A 14,418-nucleotide genomic window follows, 5' to 3' on the forward strand; every position below is an offset into this window, starting at 1 on the left:
AAGAGAATATCGGTCTGTAGGGTTGATCAAATGTGATTTCATTTGCCTGTTTGCAATTCGATTACCCATAGGTTCTATCTTGTGATTTTTTATCAAAAATCCTACAAATTGTGACAACGAATTAGTTTGGAGTGCCTGCGCCATGTTTACAGTTATTATGAGTATTAGTGATTATGCAGTAGCAATAGTTGGAATCAACCGGCACTGTGTTGGCTCAATCCTCTATCTGGAACATTAAAGTTTTTCTTTTTGGATCCCGGCTTACTGAAAGATTGTTCCATTAAAACTTTTTTTAGCTAATCCGCAGAGTAATTTTCTTCAGTAGTAATAGTAGGGAAGGAGGAACCCGGAAGAAATAGAACTAACTGTGATCTCCCTGTAATTTTTTTTGCTACAAAATGTTAGATCAAACAGTAATCAGACAGTCATAGAAGAATGCCGTCCGATTTTAAAAATGCAGTAATCTGGTCCACAGTTAAGATTATCAGCCGCAGATTTCTCTAACGCCTTACGACATAAACAACATATGCAAGTAGAAATCCGCCAATTACGATATACTTACTGGCCTAAGATAGATTTCTACTACATCGTAGTTTCGGCCGAGTTCACGTCCTAACAGTGTTAATATGCTTACCCATGCGGGAGGTACCAAGCAGTGTCAGAAGAATAAATGTGATGGAGCTCATGCGGTTCAGACCGGCAGGAATTGATACGAGTGTGCGGATACCAGGTACAATCCTACCTAACAAAACAGCTAATGCCTCATGACGGGCAAACCGGTTTTGCGCTCTTTTGATATCATCATCTCTGAGAAACAGCCATTGACCGTGTTTATCCACCCATTGTTCCAGTCGGTCTTCTCCTACCTTATATCCTAAAAATAGTAGGGCGTAGTACCCAAAACCGAGCCGAGAGTGCCGGCAATAATAATTCCCCATAAATTCAGATTTCCCTCTATGCTTACAAATCCCGCAAAAGGCATGATAATTTCAGATGGAATAGGAGGGAAGATATTCTCAATCATCATAAGCATGGTAATTCCCGGATAACCAATAGCCTCATAACTGTTTTACCCAGTCGACCATAGCTTTGTTATTGTAGATTATTGAACTACGCTAAAAGCTAAACGCGTGCTTCTTACTGATTGCTTTGATTGCTTGTATCGTCAGTGATGGTAGAAAACTAGTGATGGCGATCAGTAACCAAAGGTGAGGCTCTAGTGCTTGAAAGGAAAGAATTGTGCTAATCTGGGGAATGAGATACGCAATAAAAATGACAATGGCACAAAAAGCGATTGCACTCCATACATATCCATTGCGGGTTACTTGGTTATCCCAAATACTTTCATCAGCATCACGCATGTTAAAAACGTGTAAAAGCTGGGCAAAGGCCAGGCTGAAGAAAGCTACATTATTACAGATAGCTGCAGAAAGATCCCAGTAGGCAAATGCAAAAAAGTAGGAGCCGGTAATATAAATAGTTAATATTGTGCCATATGCACCAATCATAAACCAGTTTTGTTTGCTAATGATTGGCTCGGCCGGGTCCTTCGGCTTATGTTTCATAATATTGGGACTCCCTTTGCCGATGCCCAGAGCAAGAGCAGGAAATACATCAGACAGCAGGTTCAGAAACAGAAGCTGAAGGGGGAGCAGGGGCAGCTGAAAAATTGAAAAGCTGATAGCAGCAATAATTAAAATTTCGGACAGATGGTAGGAGAGTTGGTACATGATAAATTTTCTGATATTTCCGAAAATTACACGTCCTTCGCGGATAGCTTCAACGATGGACGAAAAAGCGTCGTCCATGAGAACCATATCGGAGACTTCTTGTGCCACCTGGGTGCCTTTCTTACCCATAGCGATGCCGATATCGGCCTTTTTTAATGCCGGTGCATCGTTAACACCGTCCCCGGTCATAGCTACGATATCTCCATTGTTTTTATAATAACTGATGAGGTCTAACTTTTGACCGGGATCCGTCCGTGCAAAAATGCGGGTATTTATGATCTCATCGGCATCATGATCTTCCAGATCTTTTTGCAGATCGCTGCCATGCAGTGCTTGATCCTCATCTTCATCAACGATGTTGACCTGTCGTGCAATATTCCGTGCAGTACCGGGATGATCGCCGGTTACCATTTCCACCTTAATTCCAGCTTCCAGACATGTATCTACAGCTTCTTTGACGGCATTGCGCGGGGGATCTATAAACCCGGCCAGTCCCAGGAAGGTGAGGTCATGCATAAGCTCCTTTTCTACATTCTGATCGCCATGAGGGTTTTGATCGAGCTCCTGGAAAGCCATAGCAATTACGCGCAGGCCATTCTGTGACAATGTTTCATTTCTTTGTTTCCATTCTTCAATGTCATCCTCCGAAAAAACCGTTTCTTCACTTTTATGCATTATTTTGGCGCATCGTTGCATGATGGCTTCCGGTGCTCCTTTACAGAGAAGAACGGTACGATCCTCAATTTCATAGATGGTACCCATTACCATATCTTCCGAATCAAAAGGCTCTTCGTCCAGCCGGTTGTTGGAACGCAACTTTTGGAAGTCATCAGGACGAAAAGCCCTTCCGAACTGCAGCAGCGCAAAATCCAGCGGATCGCCACTGCCATTTTCGCTACTGTCGTCATTATGTTCATTTTCAGAAAATTCTGCATCATTACAAAGCGTGGCAATTTCAAAAAAACGATTAAGCCGTTCGTCATTTGAATCAAATTCCTGATCAGGATTGTCGGCCTGTACAATGTTTATGTTTTGATGATTATTTTGCCACTGAACCTCTCCGCTGCTTCCGGCAAATTCTATTCTATTAAGTGTGAGGCGATTATGAGTAAGAGTACCCGTTTTGTCGGTGAAAATGACGGTTGTTTCTCCCAGCGTTTCAACTGAAGCCAGTCGTTTTACTATTACATTGCGGTCTGCCAGCCTGAGCATTCCGCGTGCCAGCGCAATGCTTGCAACAATCGGCAATCCTTCCGGAATAGCAGCTATCGTCCAGGCAATCGCAGTTTGCACCAGCTGATAGATTTCTTCTCCCACCAGCCAGCCAAAACAGAAGAATGCAAAAGCCAGCCCCACCGTGGCCCAAATAAGATTTTTGGTAAGTTGCTCAAGTTTAAGGTTTAGCGGGATTCCTTCTTCGTCGGCTTCGGTTACCATCTCTGATATGGAGCCGATCTCTGTTTCCATTCCAGTGGCCACAACGACAGCTTTCGCCTTGCCATCGGTGACAGCGGTGCCTTTGAATGCCATATTTGAGCGGTCAGCAACTGAAATATCTGAATCGACAGGCTCGGTCGATTTCGTTACCGGTACTGATTCTCCTGTCAAAGCTGACTCGTCGATTGAAAACTCGGTTGCCGTGAGTATCCGGGCATCAGCCGGTATCAAATCACCGGCTTCCAGAGTAATAATATCACCCGGAACCAAATTGGTGGCATCAATTTCCTGTGTTTCTCCATCCCTGATGACGGTCGCCATTATCTTATCCATCTGTTGCAGAGCGCTCATACTTTGACGGGCCTGAAACTCCATCCAAAAACCAATAACGGTGTTTAAAATCAGCACCACGACAATAGCAATACCTTCGGGTATATCCCCAAAAACGAAAGCAAGAATAGCTGCTGCCGTTAACAGGTATACGATAGGATTGGTGATCTGATCAATGAAGATCCGAATCAGACTCTTTTGTTCGTGTTCTTTCAGCTGATTATGCCCATATTCTTTAAGACGTTGTTGAGCTTCATCTCCTGAAAGACCCTGTTCTCCATCCGTTTCGAGTGCAGTTAAAACTTCATTCGTTGAATGTGAGTGTGGTTCATCATTCTGAATAGTTTTTGTAGGGGAAGATCTGCTCATACATCAACCGTTGATGTTAAACGATACTTTTTAGGATAGTCTGTTACTGCTGTCCTTGTGGTTCTTCCGGGGGAGAAGAAACCGCAACAGAATCCCAGTTGGTAATTTGCGCGCGTAGTTCTCCGTCGTCTGGGAATTTTTCAGAGTAAACACTGATGTAAAGACTATCATTTTTTAGCTTTTCCATGGTCTCCTTGTCAAGCTGAAAGTTTGTCTCCCAGGTACCGGAAGTTTTATCGTTGTTTAACGAAGGTTCCAGACGCTTTACCCGATCACTCTGTATTACCTCGTGAATGTAGGATTCGGTATACGGAGAGCTGAGTCCGCTAAATTCTCCCTTCATGTTGACACTGTCACCCTGAAGAACCATTGTTACATAACCGGTGGCTTCAGTTTCTTCTCTTGATGGATTGGTCTCCTCTAAATCTGCCTCAAAGATAGGATTGCCTCTGTCGGGGATATTATGGCGTTCTTCTAATATTTCGCGTCTCTGTTCGGGATCAACGTTAATATTATCTGGATCCTTATTTTCAATATCTTCCTCACAACCGGTGAATATTAAATATGTGAAAAAGAGCAGTATCAGAAATACTATTGAGTTTTTCACTTGCATAATAGCTAATGAGATTCAGTTGATAAAGATAAACATCTATCATGATCATTATTTCATACGAATAATGTTATAGTGCTTTATTTGATCTTTTTGTGGATGTCATTGCTACGCTGGAGATGGGAGAGGGAAAGATGAATTGGCTACCCTTCGAATAATCCTTATTATCTATTAAAAGAGAGTGTAAACCAACCTTACTTTTATGGATTATTCATGGATTAATACTACTTGGACCGCTGCATTGATGGTCGTATTATCTGCCGTTGTAATATATGTTTCTCTTGTTTTATTTACGCGACTGGCAGGCCTGCGATCATTTTCAAAAATGTCGAGTTTCGACTTTACAATTACTATTGCCTTGGGAACGGTTGTTGCCAGCACAATTATTACAAAAGATCCCCCCTTATCGCAGGCAATTGTGGGGCTTGGGATGTTGTATCTTATTCAAATGTCAGTGGCTGTATTGAGAAGCAAATTACCGATAGTTGCAGATATGGTTGATAATAAACCGCTGCTACTTATGGATGGGGTAAACATGATTGATGAAAATTTAAGAAAAGCCCGGGTTACCAAATCCGACTTGCTCTCCAAATTACGAGAAGCCAATGTCACGAAAATGAATCAGATTAAGGCTGTAGTGATGGAAACAACAGGTGATATTTCTGTTCTTCATCACCATGATGAGGAGCATGAGGTAGATTCTGTTCTGCTCAAAGGTATTGAATAGAGAAACTCGATATTCTCATCGATAACATCGAGTAATGATCTGAAACTTTTACTGATGTTGAGATTATAAAGTACAACGCGCACCGCTACAACACCAATTAGTAAAATATTGACGGGTTATACTATGAATGAGCTTAGAATCGAGGGCGACTGGGACGAGGTAAAACAGAAGTTGAAAGAGAAGTATGCTGTTTTAACTGACAAAGATCTCGAATATGAAGAGGGTAAAGAAGAAAAGCTCCTGCATCGCTTGCAGGAGAAATTGGGTAAGCCAAAAGAGGAGATCAAGACTCTGTTACAGGATTTGTCTTAACAACTGTACCCGATAGTTGAGATAAACTAAAAAAAGCCCCCCGACTTCATATAAGTCGGAGGGCTTCGGGCGTTACTGCAGCTATTAATAAAATTCTAAGCTACAGACGTTTTCTCTCTCTTGGGAAACTGTTACCTGATTTCTTAATTACAAATTTCATTTATTTTTTTACGCATTGCACTGATAAGTTCTTCTGTTGTCATTGTATGGGCATTTGAAATACGATATTTATTTTTATTTTCTTGCGCTCTGTTTCTGAATCTCATCCTTGAATGGTTTTTATAGTTATTATGATCTAAATTATCTGGATTGAACTGTTTCATGCAATTTATCTTTTACTTTTCTTCTGTTTACGTAGTTATCTTACCGAAATAGTTTCTGCTCTTTTTTAAAAATTTAATTAACCGAAGGGAGAACATTCCCCCGCCCTGTTTTTCTGTTATAAGTCTATTGATTGTCGGAGCCACATAAAACAGAAATAAATTTGATTTGCCTGTAATAATTTTTGGTAGGAAACTCTGCAAATCAGTATTGTGGATCAGATGAGTTGACTCATCCTTCGATCAAATTATTGTTAATAGCATACAAAGCCATCTCAACATTTGAATCAAAATTCATCTTTTCCTTGATGTTAGCCCGATAAGTATACACAGTTTGTGTACTCAGGCACAGATCATCGGCTATATCATTCACACTTTCACCTGAGGCAATTTTGCAAAAAATTTGGAACTCCCGATCGGTAAGTGCTTCGTGAGGCATATCATGATTATTACTTACCTGATCCGAAATTAATTCTGCAACCTTGGGTGTGATATAGCGTTTGTTACGTGTAACAATTCTTCGGATTGCTTTTTCCAACTCGTCTGATATGCTTGATTTATTTAAATATCCCTTCGCACCGGCCTTTAATGCACGTATGGCAAAACGTTCTTCGGAATGCATACTGAGTATTAAAACCGGGAGATTCGGATGACGGTTCTGAAGATCTTTCAAAATATCAAGACCGCTTTTTTGTGGGATATTAATATCCAGAATAATGATATCAGGGATATGATCATCAAGAATATCTAACAACTCCTGCCAATTCGAAGCTTCTCCCGTCACCTCCATATCAATTGAACTGTCTACAGCTATTCTTACACCTTTCAGCATTAGTGGGTGATCATCTACAACAACAATTTTTATCATTTTAGCCCTGGCGTTTCTAATCCTTTAATTTTTTTGATGATTATTTTGGAAACAATATATCAACAAAGTTACTAAAAATTATGAATAACTTGTTGAAATTGTTGAACTTAGTAGAGAAGTTTTGAATAGAGAATATTTTAAACATCGATGCAAAGATCATGTTCCACAGATTAAGCAACTATTGATATTGATAAAAATTAGATCCTTATAAACTTCCCCTTATATAGTTAATACAAGTTGTTATCCTGCAATAAATTAACTAGTCTCTTTTAATAGTGATATTTAAAAAAGGAGAGGGGCAAAAAAATTATGGCATCGATAAAAGAACATAGAGATGGTGAAAAATTGATTGTAGGATTGGGGGCGTCTGCCGGCGGACTAGATCCAATAAAGCAATTTGTCGATTCACTTCCCGGTAAAACCGGTATGGCTTTTATAGTTGTTATGCACCTGGATCCCGATCACGAAAGTAAGATTGACGAGCTTTTACAAGCACATACTCCGCTAAATATCCAGCAGGTTACCGAGCGATGCAAGATTAAAAGTGATCATATCTACATAACTCCACCTGATAAATTACTCTTTGTCAAGGATGAGTATCTGGAGCTGTCGGAGCCCGAAGGAAGAGAGCAAGGCCTGGCTGCCATAGATTCGTTCTTTCGCTCTCTTGGTAATACTGCGAAAAGAAATGCTGCTTCTATCATCTTTTCTGGTAATGGGACCGACGGATCAGTGGGCATAAAAGCAATAAAAGAACAGGGTGGATTGACAATTACCCAATATCCGGGCGAAGCTAATTATAGCAGTATGCCGCAGAGTGCTATAAAAACAGGAGTAGTTGACAAGGTGCTGCCGGTAGAAGATATGTATCAGGAGCTCACAAAATACAGAAAGAATTTATCCAGGGTTGATCTTGTCCAATCAGAGGATCGGGATGAAGTATTAGACGCTATCTCTGATAAGCTAAAATCGGAAACAGGGCATGATTTCAAAAACTATAAAGAATCAACTGTAGTTCGCCGCATAGAACGTCGTATGCAGGTAAACAACTGCCTTACGTTGCGTGCTTATCTTGAATATCTTAACGAACATCCTGAGGAAAACGAAGAGTTGTATAAAGATTTGCTGATAAGCGTTACCAGCTTTTTCCGAGATCACAGAGCCTTTCATGCTTTAAAAAATAGAATTGTGCCGGAGCTTTTTGATAAAAAAGATCCTGAAGGCCAACTGCGAATATGGGTACCCGGAACGGCCACTGGTGAAGAAACTTATTCTATCGCTATTTTGCTGCGGGATTATATGTGTCAGAAAGATAAAATGGCCGATGTTCAAATTTTTGGCAGTGATATAGATCAGTCGGCTTTGGATAAAGCACGAAAAGGGATATATCCGGAATCGATTGCAGCCAATTTTACAGAAAGGCAGCTCAATCGACATTTCGAAAAGGTGGGAAGTGAATACCATATTAAGGATGAAATCAGGGATATGGTACTTTTTACATTTCACAATCTGCTTAGCGACCCACCTTTTTCAAATCTGGATCTTATTGCCTGTCGTAACGTATTAATTTATCTGAAACAAGATATCCAAAAAGAATTATTTCAGCTGTTTAAATATGCTTTGCGACCAGGCGGCTGGCTGTTTTTAGGGATGTCGGATTCCAGTATTGAAGCCGGCGAACTATTTGATCCTGTTGATCAAAAGCACCGGATATATCAAAAGAGTACAAAGCATAAGGCGAGGGAGTTACCTCCACAATTACCGTTACAATTTAATAACAGTTCTTCGATGAAGAAGCGGGTAAATAACCGATCAGAAAAAATGACCGATATCGAGCAATTTCATCAAAATATGTTGATGCGGTTATACACTCCGCAGAGCATTATTATTAACAAGAATGGTGAGGTGATTGACACCACAGAAGATATCCAGCAGTTCCTGGAGCATAAAGGAGATCCGCGGAATAAAAAAATAATGGAGATAGTAAAGCCTGAACTGCATAAGGTGTTACAGACTCTGATTTCGCAGGTAGAAAGAAAAAACAGATCTACCGGACGTGAAAAAGCTGTGGTTAATCCCCAAAAAGAGGGCAAAAAAGTAGAGGTTACCGTTCGTAGTATAAGTCATACAGGTTTTTCAAAAGATTTGATGCAAGTTGTTTTTAAAGAGCTGTCGATATCCCAGCAGGCAGTCAACTCAAAAGAAGCAAAAGCTTCCCGACATGATGTTGATGGTCAGGAGAAAAAAGATATTATAGAAGCACTGGAAACTGAACTTGAAGAAACACGAGAACAACTGCATCTGACAGAGGAAGAATACAAGATGGCCAATGAGCAGCTGCGAACCTCAAACGAAGAGCTGCAGTCTATGAATGAAGAGTTGAAATCAGTAAATGAAGAGTTAGAAACGAGCCAGGAAGAACTAAAGTCTGTTAATAAAGAGCTCGAAACTAAATTAAAAGAACTTCGACGGGCAAACAGCGACTTGAAGAACCTGATGGAGGCAACCGAATTAGCTATCCTGATTTTAGACGAAAATTTTCACGTGCAGCGCTTTAATAAAAAGTCAAAAAGCATTTTTAACTTAATTTCCACTGATGAAGGACGTCCGCTGGATGATGTGACTCATATATTAAATTATAGTTCAATTAAAGAAGATATGAATCAGGTGTTGAATACACTTGATAATATCGAGAAGATTGTCACCAGTGAAGAGGGAGACACCTTTATGATGCGATTAAAACCCTATCGATCTATAGAAGATGAAATAGAGGGTGTGATTCTTTCTTTTATGGAAATTACGAAGCTGAAAGAGGCCGAGGAGAAATTAAAGCAGCAAGAATTCCAGGAAGCACTGGTAACAATGGGAACATATGCATTAAGTGCTGATGACTTGAAAGCGATCATAGATCGTGCGCAACAGCAGATATGTGCTGCATTGGGGACAGACTATTCAATCCAGATGTTATGGAATTCGGAAGAACAAATATTTCAACTATTTGGATGGGAAGGCTGGGAACCTACCGATAAGAATGTGGAGGTTGAACTGGATACGCAGTGGGATATTGGTTATGCATTTGAAAACGAGGGGCCGGTTGTGATCTCGGATTATGCCGAAGAAGAGCGATTTAGCTTATTGCCTCTTATGGATCACCTTAATATCGCGAGTGGTGTAGTGATTAGAATTACCGAATCAGATCAGGTTTGTGGAATTCTCGCTGTTTATGCGAAAGAAAAAATGACATTTTCCGATGAAGAGCTAAAGTTCATTCAGAACGTAGTAAATATTATAGGCATGGCCAGCGAGCGTTTAAAGACACGGGAATCGCTGGAGATATCGAACAAGAAGCTGGAAAAAGAGATCGAGCGAAGTGAAAAATACCAGCGAGAGATTCTGCAAAACAGTATCACTGAACGCTGGAATTTAGGAGGATACTTACATGATAATCTGGCTCAAGACCTGGTATCGATAAAAGTAATGATATCAAGCCTCAAGTCTGAACTGGAAGGTACGGGACTGGCATCGCATATAGATATGATTCTTGAGAATATCGATCAGGGTATAGATGATATTCGCAATCTTACCCATGAAATAATCCCTGTTGATATCGAAGATGAAGGTGTAGAACATGCCTTTCGTTTGCTTATTCGTCAGCTGCAAAAAACGCACGATATCAAATGTATTCTCGAAGTTGACGAAGTAATTGACCAAGTCCGGAACAAGAAAGTGGCAACTAATCTTTATCATATAATCCAAGAAGCAGTTAAAAATGCTGCTATTCACGGTAAAGCAGAAAATGTTGTTATCGAAACGGTAAGAGAGCAGGATGAGCTGAAGCTTAAGATTACGGATGATGGGATTGGATTGTCTAAAGCAAAAGCTGATAACGGTATTGGGAGCGGTACTAATATTATGCGACATCGTATTGAACTGCTCGGTGGATCTTTCAAAAGAACAGAAATTTCGGAGGATGGGAAAACAGGTACCCGTGTGGTATGTTCACTGCCCTTAGAGCAATTGAAAAAACAGGAAGATGAATAATTTTAAAGTTTGTTAAACTGTTGTTTTTGCTGGATCTATGAAAAATTGTCGTACGAATTATTAAAGAATATTTGTTACACTTGCATATAAAATAGGAAGGGTTTCAGCACCCTAACAGGAAGGACTAGTTGCTACTTTATCTGTCTCAGTAACTTGTATTAAAGAGCCATGGGAATGGCGGATCGATAAAAAATTTGCTTAGGTTCAGCTTTTTGATCTAATCTCATTAGTAGCAAGAGTAGTTGATGACAGATATTATACTACCAGTAATGTAGGAGGAGTTTATCTATGGCTGATAATTTGCACAACCAATCTTCGGAGCCAGGATGGCTGGCAATTCTATTAAAGAACAACGGACGAATGCCTTGTCCATCATTTGATAATAACGTTGATGTTTATATCATACAAAAAGCAGATGATCTAAAAATGGCAGGAATAAGTTCTGGTTGTCGGGATGTATTAGCTACACAAGAGCAGAATGCAAGAGGTAAGGCGCTCTTAGACATTCTTTCCACGGATTTTACCAAGTTACATACTGATCGGGTAGCAAGAACAAAAAATGTAAGGGAAGAGCCAGTTTTAAATGGCACTCCTGTGATAAGCTGTCCAATAGTGATGTTGAATTTCATACATTTAACAGATGTAGCATACACAGTACATCAATCACGCAGTGTAGTTGAACTGAAAGATAATACTCTGTTAAAAAAGATCGACCTTAATGAAGCTACAAAATATGAACGGCTTATGGCTAATAAAGAAAAGTATCAGACCCTGTTTGAGACGATAGATGAAGGATTCTGTATTATTAAAATGTTATTTGATGAGTACGATCATCCAGTAGATTATCTTTTGGAGGAAGTAAATCCGGCATTTGAAAGGATAACAGGGTTCAAAGATCCTGAAGGGAAGAAAATTAGCGAGCTGGCCCCGACACTTGAAAGTAGTTGGACGGATTTGTTTGGTCAAGTTGTTCAAACTTGTGAATCAGTTAACACTGAGCAGTATGCCCAGCCATTCGACCGGTATTTTGATGTACATGCCTTTCCCGTCGGAAAGCCGGAAGAAAAAAGAGTGGCTGTTCTGTTTAAGGATATTACCAGCCGTAAGGAAAATGAATATACCAATGCCTTATTGGGAGCTATCGTTAATAATTCCGATGATGCTATTATCAGTAAGGATCTTAATGGAGTAGTTACCAGCTGGAATAAGAGTGCTGAACGCATGTTTGGTTATACAGCTGAAGAAGCAATTGGAGAAAAAATAACATTGATAATTCCGGATGAGCGTCTTGAAGAAGAGGATGAGATTCTACGACGCCTAAGAAATGGAAATCGCATAGATCATTTCGAAACGGTAAGAGAACGGAAAGATGGATCACGGCTGGACATTTCTTTGACTATATCTCCAATCAAAGGTTCGGATGGAGATATTATAGGTGCATCTAAAATTGCTCGAGACATTACTGAACGCAAAGAAACTGAAGAAGAATTGAAAAAATTAAATCAGACTTTGGAGGAAAGAGTGGAAGATCGAACAAGAGAGCTTCAAATTTATCAGCAGAAATTGCGATCATTGGCATCAGAATTAAGCAAGGCGAAAGAACAGGAGCGTCATAATTTAGCTACTGAACTACACAATAACCTGGGACAGATGCTTACCATGGCTAAGATGAAGCTTGACGAAACAGATACGGCTTTATTTTCTGACGAGGCATCTAATAGTTTAAATGATTTGTCAAAATTGTTGGATGACACGCTTACCTATACCAGAGATCTTATGACTCAGCTGAAGCCTCCGCCTGTGCTTGATAAAGAGGATATTAAAGAGGTATTAGAATGGATAGTGAGGCAAATGAAACAATATGATTTGGAAGTGATTTTTGAAAATGATGATAAACCAAAGCCTCTTGGCGAAGAGGAGCGAAGAACAATTTCACAGTGTGTAAGAGAACTACTGACTAACGTTGTTAAATATGCTAATGTAAATAAAGCTTATCTTAAACTGACACGGAGCAATGGGAAAGTTAAAGTTACTATAGAAGACGAAGGGAAAGGATTTGATAAAAATAATATGGGTGAATTCTCAAGTAAGGGAGGATTTGGATTGTTTAATATTCGTGAGCAGATGCATTGGATTGGGGGTAGTTTTGATATTATATCTGAACCCGAAAAAGGCACAAAAGCTATGCTTCATATCCCCATAAAAGAAAAAGAACAGAATGTTATGTCGGAAGATCAGGAAACAGAAAAAGAATTGTCCACTAATGAAGATGGTGCAAAAGTCGAGCAAAAAATGAATATAAAAATTTTAATTGCTGACGATCACCAGATGGTGCGTAATGGTTTTCGGCAGATGATTAATAAACAAGAGGATATGGAAGTAATTGGTGAAGCAGCTGATGGTGAGGAGACGGTAAAAATGGCTCGGGACAATACACCTGATGTAATATTGATGGATGTTAATATGCCGGCTATGGATGGAATTGAAGCTACTAAGATTATCACTTCAGAATTTCCTGACATATGTATTATCGGATTGTCGCTTCATGATAGTGAAGAAGTTGTGGAAAATATGTTTAGTGCAGGAGCTTCGGCTTATCTCAGTAAAGATCAGGCTTTTAAAGCACTTGTAAAGACCATTCGCAGTGAAGTAAAAGTTGGCTGAAGTGGATTTAGGACCTAATCAGATGATTTGAAATTTCTGACGGTTAGGAGTCATGTTTCAACATATTCTCCGCCTTTTTTCTGTTTTAACACTACTTCTCCAATCATCCAAATGATCAGGAAGCAAGCAATAACCAGCCCAATAAAAAGCCACGGCTGCTCCGGCCATTCAATAATTGTAGAGACATGGCGGTGCAAAAATCCGATAAGAACAGCACTCCACCATCCGATCTGTGATATGGTTATGGATAGCATAAGTCGGAAAATGAATATCGTTGGTACTACATCCTCTTTTTTAAATTCCTGTAACTTTTTCTGAAGCATGTGTAATGGAATGCCGTTGAGGCCGATGAGAACTACCGCTGCGAGTTTGAGAATCATCAGGTTATCAATCGTACCTTTTAAGATGAGTAGGGGAATGCCGGCTATTACCATTCCGGCATAACCGCTCCAGATGAATTTTTCAGTGTCACCAGTCACGTTAATAATATGATCAAAACCGGCCCGGTTTCGTATCCACATCAAACCATACAGATCAGTAACCAAAACCGACCCAAAGGCGAGAATTAAAGCACTTAAATGAATAAAAAGAAGTACAAAAAAAATTGGCGATTCCATGATGAATTGGACTAAGCGGTGATTTATTTTCTCATATCGTATGACATCCAGAGCGGCTCTCTCTCTTTTATATGTATATAGTAAACCTCATTTTTTTGTTCCTCTTTTTGATTTTCTAACATGATCAGTAAGATGCTCAGACATCAGATGGAAGTATGTCTGCCCTTACCAAGGGGAGCCATAAGAGGGGTTGACGAAGAGGGGCACGTCATGAGATGGTAAAGCAATACAGATTTTATGCAGCGGGCTTTGTGTAGCAGAACGGCACCATGAATTGAGAATCAATATTCAACAAGGAATAATGAATGTCGAAATAATACTTCGGTTCCTTGTTTGATGTTCGAAATTCACACTTATTATTTTATCTGGGTCCGAAAACCTGACTAGTTATGT

Annotated in this window: 10 protein-coding genes; 4 read left to right on the forward strand and 6 right to left on the reverse strand. The window is 39.8% G+C overall.

Annotated elements, in window-relative coordinates; genetic code table 11:
* Positions 1-605: 605 nt before the first annotated feature.
* The 3 genes from ACT3ID_RS04880 to ACT3ID_RS04890 form a co-directional block, all read right to left on the reverse strand.
* Positions 606-938 carry a DedA family protein gene (locus tag ACT3ID_RS04880; protein WP_491540868.1) on the reverse strand — a complete coding sequence of 111 codons (333 nt, stop codon included), beginning with the start codon at positions 936-938 and terminating at the stop codon, positions 606-608.
* 177 nt (positions 939-1,115) lie between these two features.
* Complete coding sequence (locus ACT3ID_RS04885) at positions 1,116-3,866, reverse strand: cation-translocating P-type ATPase (RefSeq protein WP_491540869.1); 2,751 nt, start codon at positions 3,864-3,866, stop codon at positions 1,116-1,118.
* 43 nt (positions 3,867-3,909) lie between these two features.
* A complete protein-coding gene (locus ACT3ID_RS04890; protein ID WP_491540870.1) occupies positions 3,910-4,473 on the reverse strand; it encodes a CHRD domain-containing protein in 564 nt (187 codons plus the stop codon).
* 205 nt (positions 4,474-4,678) lie between these two features.
* Here ACT3ID_RS04890 and ACT3ID_RS04895 point away from each other — a divergent pair, with 205 nt between their 5' ends.
* Together ACT3ID_RS04895 and ACT3ID_RS04900 are read left to right on the forward strand one after the other, a co-directional pair.
* Positions 4,679-5,203, forward strand: coding sequence for a DUF421 domain-containing protein (locus tag ACT3ID_RS04895; RefSeq protein WP_491540871.1), 525 nt, complete (start codon positions 4,679-4,681; stop codon positions 5,201-5,203).
* Positions 5,204-5,326: 123 nt separating this feature from the next.
* Entirely contained in the window at positions 5,327-5,515 is a 189-nt protein-coding gene (locus ACT3ID_RS04900) for a CsbD family protein (protein WP_491540872.1), read from the forward strand.
* A 143-nt stretch (positions 5,516-5,658) separates the two neighbouring features.
* Here ACT3ID_RS04900 and ACT3ID_RS04905 read toward each other — a convergent pair whose 3' ends face one another.
* Both ACT3ID_RS04905 and ACT3ID_RS04910 read right to left on the reverse strand, forming a co-directional pair.
* Entirely contained in the window at positions 5,659-5,838 is a 180-nt protein-coding gene (locus ACT3ID_RS04905) for a hypothetical protein (RefSeq protein ID WP_491540873.1), read from the reverse strand.
* Positions 5,839-6,067: 229 nt separating this feature from the next.
* Positions 6,068-6,703: a response regulator gene (locus tag ACT3ID_RS04910; protein WP_491540874.1), complete on the reverse strand. Its 636-nt coding sequence runs from the start codon at positions 6,701-6,703 to the stop codon at positions 6,068-6,070.
* Positions 6,704-7,012: 309 nt separating this feature from the next.
* Here ACT3ID_RS04910 and ACT3ID_RS04915 point away from each other — a divergent pair, with 309 nt between their 5' ends.
* A complete protein-coding gene (locus ACT3ID_RS04915) occupies positions 7,013-10,744 on the forward strand; it encodes a CheR family methyltransferase (RefSeq protein ID WP_491540875.1) in 3,732 nt (1,243 codons plus the stop codon).
* A 288-nt stretch (positions 10,745-11,032) separates the two neighbouring features.
* Positions 11,033-13,408: a PAS domain S-box protein gene (locus ACT3ID_RS04920; protein WP_491540876.1), complete on the forward strand. Its 2,376-nt coding sequence runs from the start codon at positions 11,033-11,035 to the stop codon at positions 13,406-13,408.
* A gap of 50 nt (positions 13,409-13,458) precedes the next feature.
* Here ACT3ID_RS04920 and ACT3ID_RS04925 read toward each other — a convergent pair whose 3' ends face one another.
* Positions 13,459-14,025, reverse strand: coding sequence for a hypothetical protein (locus tag ACT3ID_RS04925; RefSeq protein WP_491540877.1), 567 nt, complete (start codon positions 14,023-14,025; stop codon positions 13,459-13,461).
* Positions 14,026-14,418: the final 393 nt, after the last annotated feature.

It is taken from the genome of Fodinibius sp. GM108 (assembly GCF_058386985.1).

Bases quoted from the DNA above. Each gene is read 5' to 3' on its own strand.
- ACT3ID_RS04880 (WP_491540868.1), bottom strand. From the start codon at position 938: ATGGGGAATTATTATTGCCGGCACTCTCGGCTCGGTTTTGGGTACTAC.
- ACT3ID_RS04885 (WP_491540869.1), bottom strand. From the start codon at position 3,866: ATGAGCAGATCTTCCCCTACAAAAACTATTCAGAATGATGAACCACAC.
- ACT3ID_RS04895 (WP_491540871.1), top strand. From the start codon at position 4,679: ATGGATTATTCATGGATTAATACTACTTGGACCGCTGCATTGATGGTC.
- ACT3ID_RS04900 (WP_491540872.1), top strand. From the start codon at position 5,327: ATGAATGAGCTTAGAATCGAGGGCGACTGGGACGAGGTAAAACAGAAG.
- ACT3ID_RS04905 (WP_491540873.1), bottom strand. From the start codon at position 5,838: ATGAAACAGTTCAATCCAGATAATTTAGATCATAATAACTATAAAAAC.
- ACT3ID_RS04910 (WP_491540874.1), bottom strand. From the start codon at position 6,703: ATGATAAAAATTGTTGTTGTAGATGATCACCCACTAATGCTGAAAGGT.
- ACT3ID_RS04915 (WP_491540875.1), top strand. From the start codon at position 7,013: ATGGCATCGATAAAAGAACATAGAGATGGTGAAAAATTGATTGTAGGA.
- ACT3ID_RS04920 (WP_491540876.1), top strand. From the start codon at position 11,033: ATGGCTGATAATTTGCACAACCAATCTTCGGAGCCAGGATGGCTGGCA.
- ACT3ID_RS04925 (WP_491540877.1), bottom strand. From the start codon at position 14,025: ATGGAATCGCCAATTTTTTTTGTACTTCTTTTTATTCATTTAAGTGCT.